The sequence below is a fragment of the Bacillus sp. FSL W8-0183 genome (genome assembly GCF_038006825.1).
GTDB classification, from domain to species: Bacteria; Bacillota; Bacilli; order Bacillales; family Bacillaceae; genus Bacillus; species Bacillus altitudinis.
The window spans coordinates 1,166,425-1,185,889 of sequence record NZ_JBBOVY010000001.1 but is presented as its reverse complement, the minus strand read 5'-3'; the positions used below and the strand labels follow the sequence as shown (position 1 = coordinate 1,185,889).

General features: G+C 40.8%; 19 protein-coding genes. 8 read left to right on the top strand and 11 right to left on the bottom strand.

Translation table 11 applies throughout. From position 1 onward, the window contains the following. Positions 1–36: 36 nt before the first annotated feature. The 6 genes from NSQ64_RS06185 to cotG form a co-directional block, all read right to left on the bottom strand. On the bottom strand, positions 37–174 hold the full coding sequence (locus NSQ64_RS06185) for a hypothetical protein (RefSeq protein ID WP_341015593.1): 138 nt from the start codon (positions 172–174) through the stop codon (positions 37–39). Positions 175–346: 172 nt separating this feature from the next. Next, complete coding sequence (locus NSQ64_RS06180; RefSeq protein WP_341015591.1) at positions 347–1,069, bottom strand: DUF6060 domain-containing protein; 723 nt, start codon at positions 1,067–1,069, stop codon at positions 347–349. 62 nt (positions 1,070–1,131) lie between these two features. After that, positions 1,132–1,353, bottom strand: coding sequence for a hypothetical protein (locus NSQ64_RS06175; RefSeq protein ID WP_341015589.1), 222 nt, complete (start codon positions 1,351–1,353; stop codon positions 1,132–1,134). Between the two features lie 155 nt (positions 1,354–1,508). After that, a complete protein-coding gene (locus NSQ64_RS06170) occupies positions 1,509–1,877 on the bottom strand; it encodes a YisL family protein (protein ID WP_007499115.1) in 369 nt (122 codons plus the stop codon). Between the two features lie 91 nt (positions 1,878–1,968). Continuing rightward, positions 1,969–2,874: a fumarylacetoacetate hydrolase family protein gene (locus NSQ64_RS06165; RefSeq protein WP_007499116.1), complete on the bottom strand. Its 906-nt coding sequence runs from the start codon at positions 2,872–2,874 to the stop codon at positions 1,969–1,971. Positions 2,875–3,001: 127 nt separating this feature from the next. Continuing rightward, positions 3,002–3,577, bottom strand: coding sequence for a spore coat protein CotG (gene cotG / locus NSQ64_RS06160; RefSeq protein ID WP_178897183.1), 576 nt, complete (start codon positions 3,575–3,577; stop codon positions 3,002–3,004). Between the two features lie 203 nt (positions 3,578–3,780). On the opposite strand from cotG, the gene NSQ64_RS06155 reads away from it, so the two are divergent. The 8 genes from NSQ64_RS06155 (at position 3,781) to NSQ64_RS06120 (ending at position 7,250) form a co-directional block, all read left to right on the top strand. Beyond that, a complete protein-coding gene (locus tag NSQ64_RS06155) occupies positions 3,781–4,875 on the top strand; it encodes a CotH kinase family protein (protein WP_061418628.1) in 1,095 nt (364 codons plus the stop codon). 122 nt (positions 4,876–4,997) lie between these two features. Then, the gene (locus NSQ64_RS06150) at positions 4,998–5,159 is read left to right on the top strand and encodes an aspartyl-phosphate phosphatase Spo0E family protein (protein ID WP_008348605.1); all 162 of its coding nucleotides are present in this window, start codon (positions 4,998–5,000) and stop codon (positions 5,157–5,159) included. 127 nt (positions 5,160–5,286) lie between these two features. After that, positions 5,287–5,508, top strand: a complete 222-nt coding sequence (locus NSQ64_RS06145) for a spore germination protein (protein ID WP_003211745.1) — start codon at positions 5,287–5,289, stop codon at positions 5,506–5,508. Positions 5,509–5,522: 14 nt separating this feature from the next. After that, positions 5,523–5,756: a spore germination protein GerPB gene (locus NSQ64_RS06140; protein ID WP_035392485.1), complete on the top strand. Its 234-nt coding sequence runs from the start codon at positions 5,523–5,525 to the stop codon at positions 5,754–5,756. Between the two features lie 31 nt (positions 5,757–5,787). Further along, a complete protein-coding gene (locus NSQ64_RS06135; protein ID WP_008348607.1) occupies positions 5,788–6,402 on the top strand; it encodes a spore germination protein GerPC in 615 nt (204 codons plus the stop codon). After that, complete coding sequence (locus tag NSQ64_RS06130) at positions 6,399–6,575, top strand: germination protein GerPD (protein ID WP_003210893.1); 177 nt, start codon at positions 6,399–6,401, stop codon at positions 6,573–6,575. The genes NSQ64_RS06135 and NSQ64_RS06130 overlap by 4 nt, the downstream gene beginning before the upstream one ends. Then, a complete protein-coding gene (locus NSQ64_RS06125; protein WP_058337501.1) occupies positions 6,575–7,009 on the top strand; it encodes a spore germination protein GerPE in 435 nt (144 codons plus the stop codon). The genes NSQ64_RS06130 and NSQ64_RS06125 overlap by 1 nt, the downstream gene beginning before the upstream one ends. Positions 7,010–7,031: 22 nt before the next feature. Then, positions 7,032–7,250, top strand: a complete 219-nt coding sequence (locus tag NSQ64_RS06120; protein WP_003211468.1) for a spore germination protein — start codon at positions 7,032–7,034, stop codon at positions 7,248–7,250. Positions 7,251–7,297: 47 nt separating this feature from the next. On the opposite strand, the gene NSQ64_RS06115 is transcribed toward NSQ64_RS06120, so the two are convergent. The 5 genes from NSQ64_RS06115 to addB are packed head-to-tail and all read right to left on the bottom strand — an operon-like array spanning position 7,298 to position 19,399. After that, entirely contained in the window at positions 7,298–7,597 is a 300-nt protein-coding gene (locus tag NSQ64_RS06115; protein WP_017360217.1) for a hypothetical protein, read from the bottom strand. Between the two features lie 17 nt (positions 7,598–7,614). After that, a complete protein-coding gene (gene sbcC, locus NSQ64_RS06110; protein WP_341015580.1) occupies positions 7,615–11,010 on the bottom strand; it encodes an exonuclease subunit SbcC in 3,396 nt (1,131 codons plus the stop codon). Beyond that, positions 11,007–12,182 (bottom strand): exonuclease subunit SbcD, encoded by a 1,176-nt coding sequence (gene sbcD, locus NSQ64_RS06105; RefSeq protein WP_056705134.1) that lies wholly within the window; start codon positions 12,180–12,182, stop codon positions 11,007–11,009. The genes sbcC and sbcD overlap by 4 nt, the downstream gene beginning before the upstream one ends. Before the next feature lie 25 nt (positions 12,183–12,207). After that, a complete protein-coding gene (gene addA / locus NSQ64_RS06100; protein ID WP_341015578.1) occupies positions 12,208–15,912 on the bottom strand; it encodes a helicase-exonuclease AddAB subunit AddA in 3,705 nt (1,234 codons plus the stop codon). Then, complete coding sequence (gene addB, locus NSQ64_RS06095) at positions 15,890–19,399, bottom strand: helicase-exonuclease AddAB subunit AddB (RefSeq protein ID WP_341015576.1); 3,510 nt, start codon at positions 19,397–19,399, stop codon at positions 15,890–15,892. Before addB ends, addA begins: the two co-directional genes overlap by 23 nt. Between the last annotated feature and the right edge of the window lie 66 nt (positions 19,400–19,465).

Here is a 19,465-nt window from a genome sequence, read left to right as displayed (position 1 = left end):
TCCTTAATGCTCACTTTCGTTCCGCTTACCATTGACTCATTCCGTATGTTTTTCACTCCATTTTTTAAACAGTAACGCTCTTCTTGTTTTTCCTTTTTGTGGTATGTTAGTTTTGCCGTTTCTGTCACTTCTTCTCATTTCCCATAAATCCATCACATGAATTTCGATCGTCATCACATTCATCTCCACAGTGAACGGATTCTATCACAAAAATATTCAATAAAACGAAGTATTAAAAATAAAAAAATGGTTGCGGACACCGCAACCAAAAGTAAATTTCTTAATGATTCTCTAACACGAAATCAATGAATTATAAATCTGAAAGCACAAACACACAAATCATACTTTATTTTTTCTTATACACAAAATAAAATACTCCATTAGCATTACCATCTGATAATCTTTTAGGTATACGAACATACCCTTTTTTATTTGTTTTAAAGCATCCCATACCTCGACTATAACATTGTTGGAAATATCCATCTCTTCTAATCTTATATGGTTTAAATGCTACATATCCTTTTTGCCCTTTTTTTAAGTTGAAAGTAAAAGAATTTGTAGTAGCCTTTACCTCTGTATACGTAATATTTAAAGATTGACTTATAGCACTTTTTTCAGCTTTTGTAGCTGTACCATATGTAACAGCTATAGACCTACTAAAAGAAACCCCATGACCTAATGAACATGTAGAAGCTGTACAATTAATATCTGCTGACACTTTTACTGGATCTCCAACATAAGAAGTAGATTTTGTTGGAACAAACTTTAAATAAGACCAAACTGTATCTCTTGTTCCCATTTTAGGTTCTTCATTCTCTACAACACTTGATAAATCATCTTCTGATTCATGTTTTAAATCCAAAGCTTTATACTCTTCTTTTGTTAACTCAATCAATTGACCTGTATCCGATAATGTAAATGCATTTACAAATGCATCAAACTCAGGAGAATAAAATTTTTCATCATCATTAATAGTAACTTCTGAATCTAACTCTTTAGCCTGAGTAACACCACTAATTCCAAAACAAAACATTAATAATGCTACAGCAAAAAATTTAAAGATTTTCATTCAATTACACACCCTATAATTAGATTTAAACAAACCTAATCATACCATAAAATATGGGTAATTTATTGTTTTTTTGAAAATTTACCAAATAAAAACACAGATAAAAACAATATACCTAAAACAAAACAGACAATTGCATAGTTTGAAAGTCCATATTCTTCGATTGTTTTAATACCAACACCATAAACTGATTCAAGAATAGCTGTAAAAACCTTATTTAAAAATAATAAAAAAACACCTAACAAAAAAGATATTCCACTTAACATCATAAATACTGGATTCATTCTACATCGCTCCTCTTATTCTCTTTCCTTTATCTTCAACTCAGAAATTGTAAAACAATAAATGTTAACTTTCCATAGAAAACACTATTTTTAGTAGTTAAGTAACAAAATTAAAAATACAAAAGCAGACTCTAATAAGCAATGCTCTTTTTATCTTAAAAGATATGGAAACCGATCGGCAGACGTAAGCCGAGAAGAATGGTCACAATAGCAACCACAATAAAACCAATGAATACACCCGTCACCGATTTTCCTTTTTTCTTGCGTACAAGGACCATTTCCATGAAACCAATCACAAGAATACCAAGTATCATTTTTCCAACATACTCGCCCCCGTAACCCGGGATTTTCATTCCTGTGCGAACATACAGCTCTACGCCTGTTGCAATAATAATCAAGTAGAACAGTCGTACGATCATATGCACAATTTTAGCGCCTTTATCGTTTTTACCTGCTAATGCAAAGGCAACGAAAAATAAAATAATACCTAGCACCCACGCTGTAATATGTAAATGTGTTCCCATTTGTGATTTCCCCCTTTATCAGAACAATTACCTTCTCATCGTACCACGAAATAAGTCGAACACAAAGCGACAATCCTGTGTCAACACGCCTTTATTTGACGCGATTTGATAACGTCCCAATTGGTTCAATTGTTACTTCAACCTGATCGCCTGAGGCTAAAAATTTTGGCGGTTCAAAACCTTTGCCGACTCCAGAAGGTGTACCTGTTGCAATGATGTCTCCCGCTTCCAGCGTCATCCCTTTTGAAAGAGTTGACACAATGTCTTCAATTGGGAAGATCATTAATTCCGTACTGGCAGACTGACGAACCTCTCCGTTTACCTTTGTTTCCACATGGAGTGCTCCATGATCCTCGATCACTGACTTGTGAACGATATAAGGTCCCATTGGACAAGTTGTATCTAAGCTTTTTCCTATGAAAAATTGTTTGTGTTTTTTCTGCAAATCTCTTGCCGTTATATCATTTAAAATGGTGTAACCGAAAATGTAATCGTGGACCTCTTCAGGAGCAATATTCTTTCCTGTTTTGCCAATGACAATGGCAAGCTCCCCTTCGTAATCCAATTCACTTGTCACATCTTCATGGAGAAGAATGTCCGCTTCATGCCCTACAACAGAGGTAGGCGCCTTTGTAAAGATCATCACGTCTTTAGGAATATCTGCCGCACTTCCCATTTCCATGACGTGATCTTGATAGTTTTTCCCAACACACATGATGTTTTTCGTTGGTTTTGGAATCGGTGCATGGAGTGTCACGTCCGAAAGCGGATAGACATAAGAGCCGCGGTCTTCTTCTTTTTTCTCCGCCCAATCAAGAAGCTGTTTGACGTGTTCGACAAACTTGTCCCCCATGTTGATGCATTCAGATAAAGAGTTTGGCAATGTTTCTAGCTCAAATAGTTTTGCTTCTGCCTTTTTGACGTCCATCACCCATTCATCATCAATGACGACCCCGATAAACAATCTGTTATGTATCTCACCTGTAAAAAACTTCATGTCTTCCCCTCACAATCTTCATTTCACTACATTATGATGTCTCATTTTTATTTCTCTACGAAATAAAAAAAACCCTTTTTTATCATACTCTCTTTTAAAAAGGGTTTCAAAAATGAAGACCTGACATTTAGCGGTAGCGTCGATACTCCCACATATTCCCTTGATCCCATTTACGATCAACATTTCCTTGATGGCGGGAATGATGTTTTTTCTTTCCGCATCTTCGGCAAGAGTGACTCCGTTTGTGGTGATGAGAACGTTTAGATCGATGGCTGCGGTGTGATTTGCGGCAGCTTTTCTTATGAGATCTGTATTTGCTGCGGCATGATTTTTTTGGTTTACTCTTTTTACTGCGGTATGACTTTTTGCTTTTATACGACTTTTTGCTTTTGCATGATTTCTTGCTTCTATACGACTTTTTACTTTTGCATGGTTTCTCGCTCTTTACACTTTTCTTTGAGCAGCGACTTTTTTTAGAGCGATAGCTTTTTTTAGAACGATAGCTTTTATGGCTTTTTTTGCTGCGATGTGACTTACGGCAGCCTCCTCCACCAAAGAACCAGTGACGGCGATTTGAATGACGAGAACGAGATGATTTGTGCGAATATCCCGATTCTGGTTCACGATCTAAGTGTTGATCACGCCCCTCACTTCGAAGTGAATCAACTGCATGTTCAATATGCGAATGATCAAATGTGCTCACGAACAATTCCCCTCCCAAACTGTGCTATGACAAAACAAACAGACAAAGCTGTTTATCTTCTCTGCTTTATGTTACGAGACTCGGTAGACAAGTGTTCTTGGCGAATGCCTCTTTCTTAGAAAACTCCATGAATACCTACCAGCAGGTACAGGACATTCCTTCATTTTCATATAGTGGAGGAGATATAGGAGGGTGATGAACGCATGGACACAGAACCTTTAAAACAACTGGATATCTGGATTCATCCAAAAGATCTCATGGAATTAAAAAAGGACATATGGAACGATGAACCCGTCGAGGCCATTCTGAAAACCGGCCAAACGAAGTCACATATTTATGCCTCATACCGAGGATCACACATCCGAAAGCTCAAGAAAAAATCCTATCAAATTGAATATCGAAAACCAAAGCAAAGACAGGGCGAATCCCTTTTTCACTTAAATGCAGAGTACAATGATCCTTCTTTCATTCGCAACAGGCTGTCTTTTTATTTCTTTGAACAAATGGGTGTGTTCAGCCCGACCGCTTCTCATGTGTTTCTTACTATTAATGGAAGAAAAGAAGGCATTTATTTAAAAATAGAATCTGTAGATGAGCTGTTCCTCCAAAAACGACAGCTGCATGGAGGCGGCATTTATTATGCTGTAGATGATGACGCCAATTTCTCTCTTTTAAGTTCATTTGATAAAAAGCCAAAAAAACATCTTCTTCTCGGTTATGAGAAAAAAACGGGAACTCCTGAACACGACAAGCAGCTGAGTGAATTTATTTACTTTTTGAACACCGCAAGGGACGACACGTTTGCAAATAAGATTGAGCAGTACCTTGATGTAACACAATATTTCCGCTGGCTCATTGGTGTCGTGTGTACCCAAAATTTTGATGGCTTTGTTCATAACTATGCGCTTTATGTGAATGATCAAGGAAGGTTTCAAGTAATGCCTTGGGATTATGATGCGACTTGGGGTCGTGATATTCACGGAGAAGAAATGGCGTTTGATTATATTCCAGTTAGCGGCTTCAATACATTAACCGCTAGATTACTAGACATCCCTGCATTTAAAAGAGACTATTATGCCCTTTTCCAGCACGTACTAGATACACATTTTTTAGAAAAACGACTTCTCCCCATCATTGAGACATGGCATGCTTCGATTGAGCAGCGAATTGGAGATGATCCATATACGAAAAACCGACAAGACATGCTGCGTTCAGAGCGAGAATTAATCCGACAGTATATCAACAAAAGACGACGTTATTTACAAACTGAGATTAAAAAAGAGACATCGCGCCTGTAAAGACACTTTCGAATTTTGTCACTTTAGTTCTCATATTGACGAAAGAGCTTTTTTTATAGAAAAATAGGGTATACTAACCATATCCTTCTATTTGATAAAAAATGTGAGAGTTGGCGTCCGTTATGATCAATTATGAAATTGAACAAAAAAGATTACATTTGATTGAGACCGCAAAAAAATTCGGAATGAATGCCGAAGAAACCATCAGGTGCAGTCAAGAGCTTGACACACTCTTAAATAAAGGCATCAAAACCACCTCTAAAGAATGCTCGAATAAAGGGTAAACCATACACTTCATTCCTCTCATCAAAGTTCTTCAAAAAGACAATCACATATTAAAAGACCCATCATAAGCTATGGTGAAACGCCCAAAAACGAAGTGCCCTATTTTTCTAAAGGATGTGCACCGCTATGCCGGCTATTGTTGGAGCCTTTAAAGTAAATGCCGTCGGAACGAGCGGAGTCGTTCATGTTGGAGACTGCATCACCATTTCACCAAATAGTCAGGTTAAAACGTTTGCCGGCGCAGGCAGTTTTAACACTGGTGATCAATTACGCATTAGCAACTATAAAAGTGTGACAAATACGTATGATAGTGATGTCATTGATCAACCGCTTGTTGGTAACTTGTAAGGAGTGAGAATCCATTGAACTTCTATATTAATCAAGCGATACAAATTAATTACTTACGTGTGGAGTCTGTGAGTAACTCATCCGTTCTGCAAATCGGCAGTGCTGGATCAATCAAGGCACTCTCCAATCTGTATAACACTGGAAGCTATGTAGAGTCAGCACCTGCCGCAGCAGGCACACAAGGAATTGAAGAGTCTCAAGGCGCAAGCACGGCACCTTTTGTACCGCTTCAGTCACCAACAACATAAGTTCATCTGCAATCCCCGGAGGTGTATGCATATGTATGACTATCAAAACAGCGCTTCACAAATGTATGGCATCATTCAAAAGCAAACACAGCAAATCATGATGCTTGAAAAAAGGCTTAACGAGCTTCAGCAGGAAATGCAAATGATCAAAGATAAACCGACAACAACGATTGAACGGATTGATTATCAATTTGATCAACTGAAAATCGAGCGGCTGGAAGGCACATTAAATATCGGCCTCAATCCATCTGATCCAAATAGTGTTCAAAATTTTGAAGTGGGCCAAACAACAACCCCGGGAATTGGAATGATGCAGCAAGAAATGGCTGATCAATTTTTCAATCAAACACGCCAGCTTGTCGATGCATTCTTAAATGAAGAAGCACCGCAGCTTCTTGAAGAACTAGAGCAGCGATACGAAGGCTCGCTTGATGAAAGCAACAAACACCATATCATTGAGGACATTCGAAAACAAATAGACAGCAGAATCAAATATTATGCGGGGCAGCTGCCACAAAGGGAAGATATGACCCCGCTTCAACGTTCCGAGCAAATTGCTGAATACGTGAAACATGATGTCAAACGGGCAATCGAGCACTTTTTAGCCCATATTCCAAATGAAACGAAAGGAGAGGAAAACGGATGAATTTCACAGTCGTCAACCGCAACATCGAAACTGGAAGCATTAAAGTAGTTGGGGTATCGTCCTCTTCCCTATTTATTATCGGGGACACGGACCATGTACAACTGTCATCGATTTTCGATACACCGCCAGAATCATTAATTATTGGCCCGTTTGTTCCTCTAGCCCCTCGATAATGATTAAGCGCACATCTCAAGTGAAGTTCTCTAAGGTGAATTCTGTCGGGATTGCGAGTGTTGTTCAAATTGGTGATACACAGGAGCTCTGCCCGAACGTGAAGGTGCTAGCTGTCCAGCGAACGATTAGTTTATTTTATGGAAATGAAGCTGAAAACCTAGATGCAAAAGAATTTGAAGTGTATTATGAGCCGATCCCATTGATGCTGCCAGAACGAACGGTTAGAACGGCCTTTTATCATGAAAAGCCTCTCATTAAAGTGTCGTCCATACATGTAGAAGGGGTCTCTTCCTCCTCTATCTATCAAATTGGCTCTACGTGCGGAATAAATGCCGTTGCGCGAGTGAAGCATATTCGAGAGTTATTTAGCAACAATGACGAACATCCGCCAAACTCACAATTGGACCTACCTGCGCATATGATGGTGATATGACTTCGAATAAAGGATGTCGATTATGCCAGCAATTGTCGGACCCATTTACATTAACTCGATTTCTGGGGGCGTCGTAAACGTCGGTGACTCATTTTATCTTTCGCCTAAAAGTTCTTCAAAATCTGCTTTAGGCTCTGGAGCGGGGAATACCGGAGATTTCTTGATTTTAAATAATGGCATTAGCGCCACCAACTATGTGGATCCTGACTTAAATGATCAGAATATGGTAGGCAATGCATAAAGCGGCTCCTCTACACTCATTTCATTTAGAGGAGCGCTTTTTTATGCTTATTTCTTTCTGCGTTGTCTTGATTTCTTTGTCTTGACCAGCTTGCTTGCCGGCTGCTTTCTAATCCATTTGATGTACGGAACAAGCTTTTCATCTTGTCTTAGGGCATCCAGCGTATTCAAACGTGCGGCAAGCTCCTGGTTTGTATAAAGAGCATGTACCTGTTTATGGCAAGGGATACACAGGAAGGCAGTCGGTAGAAAGGCCCCTCCTTCTTCTCTTGGCGTTAAGTGATGTTCTGTAAGGACGACCTCTTGTCTTCCGCACAGCTCGCATAATCCAATCGTTTGCTTTGCCATCCTGAGATCACCTCACTTTACATTAATTCCATCGAGACTGTTGTTCCTTTCCCACTTGGATCTGCTGGGTGGACAATCAGTTTCTTAGGCAGTCTCATCTTTAATTCTTCCACATGGCTGATCACACCAACAGCCAAATTTTGAGATTGTAGCTTCTCTAATGCTGTAATCACCGTATCTAACAAGTCTTGATCGAGTGTACCAAATCCTTCATCTAAGAAGAAGAATTGCAGCGGGAACTCACCTCTCAGCTGAATTTGTGCAGACAGAGCAAGGGCAAGTGCTAAAGACGTCAGGAAAGTTTCTCCCCCAGACAAGCTGGATACCGGACGTCTGACACCTCCATTGGCATCATCCCGCATCACAAAACCGCCCTCTGAATCGACTTCAATGGCATACCTTTGTCTTGTCAAAATCCCAAGACGATGAGAAGCATCACGGCTGACACTTTCTAGCTGTTCTTCTGCTAGGAACTCAACAAATGTATTCCCTTTAAACACAGTTTGAAGCTTATCCAGCCGGTCAATTTCTTGCTGCAGTTCTTCAAGGCGTTCATGAATGCTTGCAAAGCGCTGATGGTTTGCTTCAATCACTCGCAGATGCTCCTGTGCAGATCCACTCAGCGCTGTCGCTTCTTCAAGCGCTTTTTCCGCCGCTTCTTTTTTTAGTTGAATGTCTGTCCACTCGTCTTCATCCAGCGACTCACCTTTTAACAGTTCAGAAATTCGCTTTAAGTTTGCTGCACATTGCTTTCTTTTATCCTCAAATTCCTCAATTTCCTGTTTGACTGTAAGACGTACAGATCGATCCATTAAAGCAGGTGCTATCTCCTGAGGATGAGCAAAAGGAGTAGATGCTGTTTCTTTTTGCCACGCTTTCTCAGCTTCTTGTTTTCGCCGCTTCGCCTCTTGGAGCTGACGTTCACTGCTTGAGAAATGGCTTTGCGCCTCACTAAATAATTGCTGTGCATGCTTAAATTGCTCGTACGATTGCTGTTCTTTTTCATTTAGATGAGCAATAGATTGTTGAACTTCGTCCAGTTCATCAGAAAGAGAAGCCGCTTTTAAAGGATATCGCTGTAAATCTGTTTCATATTGATCGATCAGGTGTTGCTGGCTTCCCAGCTGATGCGCCAACTTATCGAGTTCCTTCTCTAGATCGTATATGGCTGTTTGCAGATGCTCTTTTGCCTGCTGTTTTTCCTCTAGAAAAGAAATACTCTTCTCAATACGCTCTTGATAACCTTCCGCTTGTTGATCCTTTTCGTCAATTTGTTGCTGCATTTCCTGCACTTGGTTGATTGTCAGGTGAGGAAAGGTCTGTTCAAATTGCGTCAGTTGTTCGGAAAGCTCAGATCGAAGCTCCTTGATCAGCATGTCTAATTCCTGCATGCGCTGCTGCTCAAATGTCAGTTGATCTTTTACTTTGCTCATTTCTGCCGCTTGATCATAAGTGACGTCCATTAAACGAGCTCGTTTGCTTTCGATTGCTTGAATATCTTGTTTTACGCCTTTCCATTCTTGAATCAGCTGGTGCAAAGACTGCGGATTCTGTACTGCTTCTACTGCTGCAGCTACTTCCGAATCGGGGGCTTTTTGAGATAAAAAGGAGAACTGTTTAACTAATTGATTGGCATGCGTTTCAAGCAGCTGCTTTGCAGCAAACATGTCTCTAGCATACTCCTCTGCCAGCTTGAGCTCTTTATCTATTTTTACAATCCATTCATCAATTTGGGCAACCGTTTCTTCATGGTCATTGTCTATCACAGCCTTTGGATCATGATGAATCGATCCACAAACAGGACATGGTTCACCGTCTACTAGCTCTGCCGCTAATTCTTTTCTTAATTCTGCCGATCTGACAACATCACGCTGTTTTAATTTTTCTTGTTTTTTGTCCTGCTCTTTATGCCTCCATTCTGTAAGACCTCGTTCAAATTCACATACATAAAAATACAATTGCTCTATCGCTTGAAACGATTGATTTATTTTTTCATGATGATCTTTTTGCTGTTTTTGAAGCTTTTCATACGATTGTGTCGCCTTTGCTGAACGCTGTCTTAGCTCCTCAATCTTTTGTTCTTCCTTTTGAATGCTCACATTCATTCTTTGAACATTTTCACTGAAACGAAGTGCGTCTTGTACAAGTTTCCGCTCTTTGACAGAGACTTGTAATTGTTCCAGCTCATGCTTCAACTGTGTTTGTTTCGCAAGCGCACGCTCTAATAAAGATTGCACGTTTTCGGCTTCCGCTTTTTTTTGAGTCAATTGCTGCGCTTTTTCATTGTTTTGCTGCTCTAGTACGGTCTTTTCCTGAACAGCTGTTTCTTTTTTTCGTTCAATTTCTTTTAATTGAATAAGCTGCTCTTTCTTTTGAAGAAGCTCTGGCTCATTTTCCATTTTCTTTTGCCGCGTTTGCTCATACTCCTGCGTCATTTGATCATAGATCGTTCGTTGATGAAGTAAATGTTTTTCTGCTTCCTGCTTCTCTTTTGATGCTTGAGAGAGCTGCTTTTCAGCCTTTGTTAATGCATCCGCATAAGGCTTTAATGTCTCTGCCTGCTCTGCAATGTGAAGTTGATTCTTTTTCTCTTCCATCGTGGATGCCAGTAGATTAAGTTTGTTTTGTTCCTTCTCGTACGCTTCTTGTTCCTTTTGATACTGCCAGATGGCTTGCGCTTTTGTAAAAGCAGTGAACGCTTCGTCCCGCGTTTGTTTTTTCTCATGAAAAATAGCTTGCGCCTGCGCAGCTGCTTCTTTAGCTTTCGCTAATGCCTCTGGACCAGCTTCTCCTAAACCAGTCAGTTCAGCCAGCAGTTCGTTTTTTTGTCCATAGTGATTTTGAGCCTTTGCGCGTAAACGTTTGACGAGCTGATCACCATATTTCTCTAAATTAAACAAACGCTGCAGCATTTGGCGTCTGTCGGCTCCTTTCAATGAAAGGAATTCCGCAAACTTTCCTTGGGGTAAAACAACCGCTCTCGTAAAATCGTCAATGGTTAAACCAAGTAATTCTTCTATTTTACGATTGACCTCACTTGCTTTATCTGCAAGAACTGTCTGCGTATCACCAATTTCAATCAATCGGCATAACGTCGTTCTAACCTTCATTTCATCTGCCCGTTTAAAGGCACGTTCCACTTTATAAGAAATATGGTGTTCTCTTTGCAAAGCGAACGTAAAGGAGACAGACAGCTTTTCTTCAGCTTGGTTCAAAATACCATGCGTATTATTGAGTGCACGTTCGACCTTGCCATAGAGTGCGAGTGTCATGGCATCTAATATGGACGATTTTCCGCTTCCAGTCGGTCCAAAAATACCAAACACACCTGCATCACATAAGGAGCTAAAGTCAATGATTTGTTCTTCTCTGAAGCTATGAAGTCCTTTAATGGTTAACGTGATCGGCTTCAATTCGCTTCCTCCTCTTGCATGTCATTGGCAAGCTCTAAAAATAGCTTGACGGTTTTTTCATCAGGTAGACCTCCACCTGTCTGACGCTCATAAAATTTCACGAACCGCTCTTCAATCGAGAGCTTTTCCACTTGTTTTTGTTCTTCTTTTTGCTGTAACTCTTTAAACTTTGGTCTAATATGGACAAATCCACTATGCTGTTTTCTCAGCTGATGAATTTGTTCGATCGACAGCTGATCTGTTAAGTGAATCTCTAAATCAATCCAGGCTTGAAGATCCCGCTTTTCATCCAGCCAACTGTGTACTTGGCTCAGCCCTTCAGTCGCCTTCCACTTCATAAGTGGTTTACCGCTTGATAAAAACACTTCTTTCCAGCTTGCTGTTTCATTCGGTTTTGCATCCACAATGGTGACTGATTTGGCGTAGCCTGCTTCAGAAAAGCTGTATGCAAGTGGAGATCCAGAATAGCGGGCAATCGTTTTGGCACGTTTAATAGTTTGGGGGCGATGCAAATGCCCCAATGCGACATAACAAGCCGCCTCAGGCAGACTTTCGGCCGCAACGGTATATGCGCCTCCCACTTCAATCGGCCTTTCCGAATCCGTTTGACTGCCACCTGCCACATAAATATGACTTGTTGCGATATTGACCGTATCCGCCTGAAATTGGCTGCTTAAATGTTGAAACATTTGTTGTATTTTTAAATTGTACTGATCACGAAGCAGTTTCTCTTCAAATGTTTCAGCCAGCACCTCGTTTAGCCTTGCTTCAGACGGGTAAGCGAGTGCTGCAATAGATAGACGTTCACTTGCAGAAGAAACATCGACATGAATTAAATCATTTGTCGGATATCCAATTAAATGAATCCCCTGCTCATTCGTTAAAGGAGATGCGGCTGATAAACGGTCTGGGTTATCATGGTTGCCAGAGATCACAACCACCTGACGCTTTCCTTTATCAGATAATGCAGACAAACTTTCATAAAAAAGCTGTTCTGCGCGAGCAGGAGGGTTCACTGTATCAAAGGCATCGCCTGCCATCACAATGACATCAATGTGTTCATCCTTGACGATGTGATTTAATTCATCTAAAAACTCAGCCTGCTCCTCAAGCCGGCTTCGGCCTTCTAGGGTTTTCCCTAGATGCCAATCCGCTGTATGCAGAATCCTCATGTGATTCACCTCTCATTCATTCCACCTATAAAGAAATTTCTAGATTTCCATCAAAGAAATAAAGGATTTTCTCCTCTAATGTTCTGTTTGTTAAACGTTCTACCGCTGCTGAATACAACGATATTTGTGTTTCATAGCGTTTTTTTAACATCGCTTCAGCTTCCTCTAATCCACCTGAGAATCTGCCAGTCACTCGATCTGTTTTATAATCAAGTAAATAGAGCTTGCCATCTGCTTCAAATAAACAATCAATCATTCCTTGAATGAGCACAGGTTCACCTTCTGCATCAATATGGCTGTATACCTCTTTAACCGGTAAAACCATACTAAACGATACTTCTCGTTTCACCCAGTCCGCTTTCTGCAGTTTTTGACCAATAGCAGTAGAAAAGAAGGCCACAATTCCTTCTCGATTGATGGACTGGATTTGTTCATCTGTTAGTAAGTCTTTCTCTTTTAAAGAATGGAGCAGCTCTTCTACACGAGATTCATCATATGGTTCATTTGAAGGAAGAGGGATATGCTGCATGACTGTATGCATGGCCGTCCCTTGTTCTGCAGCTGTGAGTGTTTTTTTCTTCATAAAAGCCGGTCGTTCGTACAGTGTCGCATGAGCTTTTCGAATGGAAGCAGGCACACTGTATTCATCCTGTATTTCTTTCATTCTTTTGATCTCGGAAACTGACTGCTTTGTCCCTACTTGGGAGGCCGCTAAATATGGATAACGCCATGAAAGTCTTTCTTTTACTTCCTCCTCGTAATCGCCATATCCTTGAACAGGCACACCTTCCATTAATGCTTGTAGCACTTCGTCTTGTTTTTGTTTTTCAAGTGACATGTCTTCTTGTAGAAGATCGGACGCTTGATGAAAGGTGATAGAAAATGATGATGGATGCGAGAGAACGACTTCTCTCGATTCTTCTAAAAGAGAAGACATCGCTTGATGACGGATAAGGGCAGGGCCAATAAAATCTAAGTATGTTCTCGCTTGATAACGTTCAAAATCAGGGAGAAGCCAGTCGTCTCCGTTTGCGGCATTTTGCCACTTACTTAAAGCTTTCACTTGATTTTTGACAGAGCCGACTAAAAATAATTTTTCCTTCGCCCTTGTGAGCGCCACATATAGAACCCTCAGTTCTTCAGATAACAACTCTTTTCTCATCTTTTTTTTCATCGCGATCAGCGGTAATGTTGCATAACTAATTCTCAGCTCAGGATGAATATATTTGCTGCCAAAACCTAATTCTTTATCGAGCAAATAGGACTGGTTTAAATCCATCATGTTAAAGTTCCTGCCAAGTCCTGCAGTAAATACAACAGGGAATTCGAGTCCTTTACTGCTATGAATGGTCATCATGCGGACAACATCCTCTGTTTCACTGAACGTTTTTGCCGCTCCAAGATCATCTCCACGCTCTTGCATTCTTTCGATAAATCGAAGAAATCGAAACAGCCCTCTAAATGCAGCCTTTTCATACTGTTTCGCTCGATCATATAAAGCCCGAAGGTTTGCCTGTCTTTGCTTACCTCCTGGCATCCCGCCGACATAATCTAGATATTGTGTATCTCGGTACACTTCCCAAATCAGTTCTGCTACCGAATGCAGCATCGAAAAATCACGCCATTTGCGTAATTGAAGGAAGAATCGCTCCAGCTTTCTGCATGTCGGATGATCAGAGTGTGTCACACTCATAAATGCCTTCACAGCATCATAATAAGTGCCTTTTTTATCACTTGTTCTAATCAGTGCCATCTCATTTTCGTCTAAATGAACAAGAGGTGACCTTAAAACAGCAGCGAGCGGAATATCTTGATATGGATTATCAATCACTTTTAACAAAGAAAGAATGACCGATACCTCTGTCGCTTCAAAATAGCCTGAGGAAAGATTCGCATAAACAGGGATTCCCTGCTTCTTCAACTCTTCCATCATTTGCGGAGCCCACGGCATTGAGCGAAGCAAGATCACAATGTCTCGATACTGCAAGTTGCGGGTCAGCTGCTGTTTTGCATCGTACACTTGAAAAGGCTGTTCTACCAATTCTTTTATTTTCTTTGCAATCACTCTCGCCTCAAATTGTACCGTCTCTAGCTCTTCTCGTTCTTCATCGCTTTCTGTGTCGTGCTGATCTAAATGAACAAGAAGCATTTCTGTCGTCGTGTCTTCGCTTTGCGGATAACTCGCTCCAAGCTTTAATTCAGCTTGTTCGTCATATTCAATTTCTCCAACCGTTTCTCCCATCAGCTGTTTGAACAGAAAGTTGGTACTGTCTAAAACATCAGCCCGGCTGCGGAAGTTTTTATTTAGATCAATTCTTTTACCTGTTTCTTTGCTATCTGCTTTAAATTGTTTATATTTATTTAAAAACAGCATCGGCTCTGCAAGTCTAAAGCGATAAATGGACTGCTTCACATCACCAACCATAAAGCGGTTGCCTTCTGCAGGATGTTTCCCTTTAGACACTAGCTTTAGAATCGTTTCTTGGACAAGATTTGTATCCTGATATTCATCCACGAGAACTTCTTCAAATTGCTGTTGATAGTATTTAGCCGCTTCTGTTTCAATGAGATTTCCTTCTGCGTCCTGCTTCGCTAAAATGCGCAAACAATAATGTTCTAGATCCGAAAAGTCTACGATTGATTTTTCTTGTTTGGCTCTTTCGAAACGCTCCCCATATTGAATCACAAGCTCTACAAGTGTTTCTACAACTGGCTTCATTTCAGCCAAGCTTTTTAAATGCTGATCGGGACTGCGCATAAAGTATTCATCTTTTAGCTTTTCTAATTGTTTTTTGGCTTGATTGCGTGCATCTGTTGCTTTTTCTAACAGAGCCGGGTCATAGTCATCCCCTTTGCAAGTCTTTAACCTTTTAAAATTGATGTTTGGCAAAAGCTCATAAAGTGTCTCAAAATCATCTTGATGCCTTATTAATTCATTTACTTGCTCTAAATCATCTATAAAATTCTCTGCTCTCGGTGCTGGACCGCCCGGCTCTTTTGATAAAGTGAGCGCTTGTTCCAGCAGTTCCTGGCAGCTTCTTAAAACGAGAGAAAGGTCCTCTTTGATATATGGATAAAAGGGTAATTCTTCTACCTTTGTCTGTGTATCCACATCATAAAGAGAAAGGAATGCCCGCATCCACTGTTCTGGCGCTGGATGTGATCTAGAAAACTCATAAATTCTTTTGACAAGCCATTGAAGATCTAAATCATGCCGATCAGATGTGTAACGATCAACGAGTTCAAAGAATGACGGCTTTCCAGCCTTATACTCATCCTCAAACAGTTCATCTAACACTTCATCTCCTAATAATTCTCCTTCTGTTTGATCAGCCAAACGAAAACCTGGATCAAGGTCAATCTCATAATAAAAGGTACGGAGAACTTGCAAACAAAAGGAGTGCAAGGTAGAAATATTGGCACGATTCATAAGTGACAGCTGTCTCCGCATATGAAGAGAACCAGGGTTTTTAGATAGTTCTTTTTCAAGTGCTTCAGTGATCCGGTGCTTCATTTCTGCTGCTGAAGCATTGGTAAAAGTCACTACGAGCAGCCTGTCCACATCAACTGGCTGCTCCGGCCGAGTCATTTTTCGAATGAGCCGTTCAACCAAGACCGCTGTTTTCCCTGACCCTGCCGCCGCAGCAACAAGAATATCTTGTCCTTCTGAAACGATGGCGTTCCATTGGTCATCTGTCCAAGTACTGTTATTCGGTTTTGGTATTTGCATACTGATCCCCTTCTTTTTTGATCCGGTCTAACATGACATCATCCTTCTCAGAGGTGAGCACCCTAAATTCATTATCTTCTATTGATTCATCAAATTGGCAAATAGACTTAAAGGAGCAAAAGCGGCAAGGGGTTTGATCCTTTAATTTATATGGGTTTATCTCTACCTCACCGCTTGTAATTCTTTCTCCTGCCTCTTCAAAGGTTCGCCGAACGTGTTTTGTGAGAATGTGAAAATGATCTTCACTTAATACCGCAGAGTCAGATCGGAAAGAACCATCCTTTTTCAAACCAGCTTGGATGACTTGTGATCTTCCTGATTCGAGTGTTTGATCCATCAACTTCACTGCTTCCACATCTTCGAGCAATAGACCCTTCATTTTAAATTTCTTCAATATTTCCTGCTCAATTGCATCCTCTGCGAGCGGAATAGGGGCTTGAATCAGCGGGTCATGAATATGGAAGTATAAAATTCCTGCCGGTGTCGCTTCCATGCCAAGCCATTCTTTAGAATACGTAATGGTTAGGTCTAAATAAGTGAGCATTTGCAAGGCTAAACCGTAGTAAACTTCTGCTAGATCAAGCCCCTTCTCACTGGACTTATAGTCGACAATTCTTAATAGAAGTCCTTTTGATCCTTCTGCTTTATCCACTCGGTCAATCCTTCCAACAAGCTCCATCGTGCAGCCGTTTTTTAATTGAAAAGTAAACGGCGGCAGAGGTCCTTGACCTCCAAAACCTAACTCAAGTCCAACCGGAGAGAATCCGCTCACTTTTGCATGTTCGCTTAATATAGAAGACACCCTGATGAGGATTTTTTGAAGCTTTTCTTTTATATAAGCATGCCGATTAGAGCTTAATAAAATTTCTTTTTGCAGACGTGGAGCCAGCTGTTCAATTGCATGCCTTGAGTAGGTCACACAATCTTCCTTCGTTAAGTTTTTCCAATCCTTTTTTTGTTCAATAAGCGTATCTGAAATCAGTTTTAAAGCCGAGTGAAAGAGCTGGCCGATATCAGGTGCTTCTAATTTGTAAAATTGTCGATCTTTTAGTTTTAGCCCGTGGGAAGCAAAATGAGAAAATGCACATGCATTGAATTTCTCCATTCTTGAAACACTGCCCTGAATATGGTCACCGTAAAGTTCTTTTGTGACATTCGGCTTTAAACGCTTCGCTCTATTTGTAAAGAACAAGCTGGACATGATTTTTTTTGATACGTCGCGGTTGGACGAGGTCATCAAATGATTATATACACTCCACCATACGCCGCTGATCGGATATTGATTGAGCCATTGTTGCAGCTGCGAAACGGTATAGGATAACGAGACATGCTCGTTTGTTACAAATTTTAATTGTTCCTGATCATCCAACTGCTCTGGATCTAACACATAGAGGGCTTGCTGATGGTTTGGCATCAGTTCCTCACAATACTTGATGAGGGTCGAAGGCAAAAGAGACCGCCCTTCCGTATCTGAAGCTGAATAGGATAAATACAGGTAGTGCGATGGACTGGACAGCGCTTGATATATCAAAAATTGTTCATCCAGCAGCCGTTCCTTCCCTGTCTCTGCCAGCTCTGCTCCTGCACGCTTTAACCATTCCCGGTCGTCTTCAGACAATACACTTTCATCAGAGGGCCGTGCAGGTATAACTCCATCATTTACTCCAATGACAAACGTACACTTTACTTGATACATTCTGGATAAATCCATACTTCCGATAAACACTTGATCAAGTGAAGGGGGAATCAAAGCGAACTTGAGAGAGGACAGTCCTGTATCCATCATCTGTTGAAATAATGGAAATGAGAGCTCCTCCTCGCCCAGCATTTCAACAAATTCATCCATCAATTGAATGACAGCATCCCACACTTGCCCATGCTGCATCGCTTCAGCTAACCTGCCTGCTTCTTCTGCCTCAAGCCTTGCCTTTTCAAGCTTTTCTGGCACTTGGGCTTCTTCTAGAAAGACATACACTGCCTCCACCATGTCTCTTAGCTTTTGCGCTTTTTTCAATCTTTTTTGCAATTGAAAGAGAGGCGGAACAATCCATTCTTTTACATCATTCAGCATTTGCTCCATTTCTATTTCTTGATCGGTTTGTCCAAAATCTTCATCTAGTGATTGGAAGCGGCGATAATGAAAGCGTGAACCCTTCGTCCAGCGTTCACCTTTTACACCGTAAGCAATACAATAGTTTTCAAGCTGATCCGCCTGTTCTCTCGCTTTGTTTTTGGCGAGTTCAAGCGGAAATAAGAACTCTGTTTTCACACAGCGAAACACCGCCTCATACCGCCAGTTCCCTTTTATGACATCGAGGCTCGAACGAATGAACTCAATGAGCGGATGATACTGCATCGATTCATTTCCATCAATAAAGAAAGGAATATCGTAATCTCGAAACACCTCTTTTAACGTATCTTTATAGTCGTCTACATGTCTTGCAACAATTGAGATGTCTCGTAACCTAAGACCTTCCCCTCTTACTAAATCAAGAATATCTCTCGCTACTCCCTCAATTTCAGCTCGTTTATTTGCACTTTTCGATACGGTAAGGTGAGGCGTTTCTTCTTGATACGGCTGCAAAGGTCTCTGTTCATATTGATTTTCTAAATAAGCTAGATCTGGAGTATGAAGATGCCGCTTATTTCTCTCCAAAATGTTCTCAGAAATAGCCGCTCCGCACTCTTTGGCCAGCTGATAAAGCTGGGAATATGTCTTACCTGTCATGCGAAATAAATCAAGTTCATTTGGCTGCGTGTCATGATAGGAACGATCCACTGTGAATGCAGCTGTTATTTTTTCGGCATGTAGCAAAAGCTGTTCAATGACAAGAAGCTGCTGGGGGGTAAACTGATAAAAACCATCTATATAAATGTGTGCCCCTCTCAATTCTTCTGATAAAGGAATTTGCTGAGCCAGAAGTGTCAAGTAATCCTCTGAGTGCACATACTCATCTTGCAGATGCTGCTCCATCTGCTGATAAAGAACATGAAGATCATGCAATTTTTCCGCCGCACGTCTTTCTTCTGTATACTCTGAATGCATGCTGGATGCCGAAATTTTTTCAATATCCTCCGGCATCATACAGTACCTTTTGAATTCAGCCATCGTCTTTTCTATTTGCTCAACAAATCCCGGTTTATCACTCGCCTTTTTGAATACCTTAAACTTGTCTTTCTGTTCTTCTATTACTTTTCTTAAGAGCATTTGAATCCCTGTGCTTGTGACAAATTGACGGTTCGCACCGCCAGTCTGCTGTAATATAGACCAGGCAAGCCGAGTAAAACTAAAGACTTTGGCCCTGATCATTCCACCAGCTTCAGACGTTTTTGCAAGCTCATATTCCATTAAAAATGTCATTTGATCCGGGACTAAAAAAATGATTGGCGGACCCAGCGGATCAAGCCGCAGTTGTTCTTTGATTTCTTCTAGAATTGCAGTCGTTTTTCCACTCCCCGATCTGCCTGCTAAAAACTGAATCTCCACGTTCCACAACACCTTTCTTATGTACTCATATTCTAGCGAAAATAAAGGTAAATAGCTATTTTCCTA